At 62.8% G+C, this 1,921-nt stretch carries 3 protein-coding genes and 1 pseudogene; all 4 read right to left on the reverse strand.

The window, feature by feature from the left end; genetic code table 11:
- On the reverse strand, positions 1 to 349 hold a 349-nt coding region (locus Q8K05_RS02455; protein WP_305244955.1), incomplete at its 3' end, for a phosphoadenosine phosphosulfate reductase family protein.
- A complete protein-coding gene (locus Q8K05_RS02460; protein WP_305244956.1) occupies positions 346 to 1,140 on the reverse strand; it encodes a phosphoadenylyl-sulfate reductase in 795 nt (264 codons plus the stop codon). The genes Q8K05_RS02455 and Q8K05_RS02460, both read right to left, overlap by 4 nt.
- 14 nt (positions 1,141 to 1,154) lie before the next feature.
- Positions 1,155 to 1,541, reverse strand: a complete 387-nt coding sequence (locus tag Q8K05_RS02465; protein ID WP_305244957.1) for a DUF934 domain-containing protein — start codon at positions 1,539 to 1,541, stop codon at positions 1,155 to 1,157.
- A 14-nt stretch (positions 1,542 to 1,555) separates the two neighbouring features.
- A pseudogene (locus Q8K05_RS02470) lies at positions 1,556 to 1,921 on the reverse strand (nitrite reductase); the annotation flags it as partial.

The raw sequence follows: 1,921 nt of genomic DNA on the forward strand, positions 1-1,921 counted from the left end.
CGCCGGGGTGGGCCAGGCGCACGGTGCCGCGCTTCATCGAATCCTCGACATTGCGCACGATCAGCTCGGCGCCCAGTTCTTTGGCGCGCAGATCGCGGAAATCGGTCACTTCGGTGAAATTGTGGCCGGTGTCTATCATCAAGAGCGGGTAGGGAATGCGGCCGACGCCAAAGGCCTTTTCGGCGCATTTGAGCATCACCAGCGAGTCCTTGCCGCCTGAAAACAGCAGGGCCGGGCGCTCGAAGGCGGCCGCCACCTCACGCAGGATGAAGATGGTTTCCTCTTCCAGTGCATCAAGGTGGGCATTGCTCAGCTTGGCCAGCAACTGGGGTTCGGTTCTTGCGTTCATGCGGATATTTCCCGGATAGAGATGATGCTGGAGAGACTGGAATGGGGTTCAAACGCGGCGGGTTCCTGCGCTTCGTGGGTGCCATCAGCGGCCACATGCAGGCCGCACTCCTTGGCGCTTTCCTGTTCCCACCACCAGCGGCCGGAACGGAAGTCTTCGCCCAGCGTCACGGCGCGGGTGCAGGGCGCGCAGCCAATGCTGGGGAAAAACTCGTCGTGCAGCGGGTTGTAGGGCACGTTGTTGACGGCAATAAAGTGCCAGACATCGCCCCAGGCCCAGTCGGCCAGCGGGTTGATCTTGGCGCGCTCGGCCTGCTGCTCAACGTCGTGCACTTCGGCCCTGGCATGGGACTGCTCGCGCCGCAGGCCGGTGATCCAGCCCTTTTTGCCGGCCAGCGCACGCGCCAGCGGCTCCATTTTGCGAAAATCGCAGCAGGTCTTGCGCAAGCCCAGGCTTTTGTACATCGCGTCGCTGCCAAACTCGGCGACAAACTTTTCAGCGACCACCGGATCGGGCTGGTAAATGTCTACCTTCACGCCGTAACGCGCTTCCAGCCGCCCCACCAGCGCCAGCGTCTGCTCGTGCAGCATGCCGGTATCGAGCACAAAAATGCGGGCGGCAATGCCTGTCTCGGCCATCAAATGGCTGATCACCATGTCTTCCGCGCCCAGGCTGGAGGCCTGCGTCAGCGGCGCGTACTGCGCGGCGGCGGACTGCAGCAGGGCTTTGCTGGCTTTGAGCTTTTGGGCAAAGGTCGGCGACGGCTTGGCGTAAAGTGAAATGGCACTCATGGCAGCTCTCCTGGTCAAGCGGCGAAATGGGGGTTGATCTGTACGGCATCGCCCTGGTAGCGGCCGACGCCGTAACCCGGGTAGCTGCCGAGCACGCGCTCGGCCACGGCCAGATCCTGGTCGGCGCGCAGCACCGCGGCGGTAAAACCGCTGCGCTCCATTTGCGCCAACTGGTCGGCCAGCACATCGCCGGTGGCGCGAATCTCGCCCTTGAAGCCGAGCCGGCGGCTCAGCAAAAACGCCTGGCTGAAGGCCCGGCCATCGGAGAACTTGGGAAAGTTCAGGTCAATGCGGTCAACCCCGGCCAGCACCAAATCACGGGGATCGGCATCATTCGCCAGTTCAATGACATTTTGGCCTGTAGCCAAGGTGCTCTGAGCGTTAGTAGCTATTAATTTCATAGTGATTGGGGAATTTAAATGGCTTTGGCTACGGCGGCGGAACCCACGCGGACGGCGTTGGCGGCGGCTTTGAAGGGGTCCGCACCGACCCGGCGCAGCGTGGCAATAAAGGTTTCGTGCTTGTCGCCGATGGCCAGGCGCAGATCGCGGTAGGCGTCCAGAATGGCTTCAATCACCTCGGGCACCTCAGCGGCTGAAAATGAAGGGCCGACGACCTTGCCGGTGGCCGGCGCGCCCGACAGCGCGGAGCCGTCGGAGCCGCCCAGCGTGATCTGATACCACTCCTTGCCGTCTTTGTCGACACCCAAAATGCCGATGTGGCCGCTGTGGTGGTGGCCGCAGGAGTTGATGCAGCCGCTGATGTGCAGGTCGATCTCGCC

Origin of the sequence: Polaromonas sp. (genome assembly GCF_030682935.1) — a bacterium.
Lineage (GTDB): Bacteria > Pseudomonadota > Gammaproteobacteria > Burkholderiales > Burkholderiaceae_C > Polaromonas.

What these genes read in the sequence shown, in the direction of transcription:
- Q8K05_RS02460 (WP_305244956.1), bottom strand. Translation starts at nt 1,140, where the DNA reads ATGAGTGCCATTTCACTTTACGCCAAGCCGTCGCCGACCTTTGCCCAA.
- Q8K05_RS02465 (WP_305244957.1), bottom strand. Translation starts at nt 1,541, where the DNA reads ATGAAATTAATAGCTACTAACGCTCAGAGCACCTTGGCTACAGGCCAA.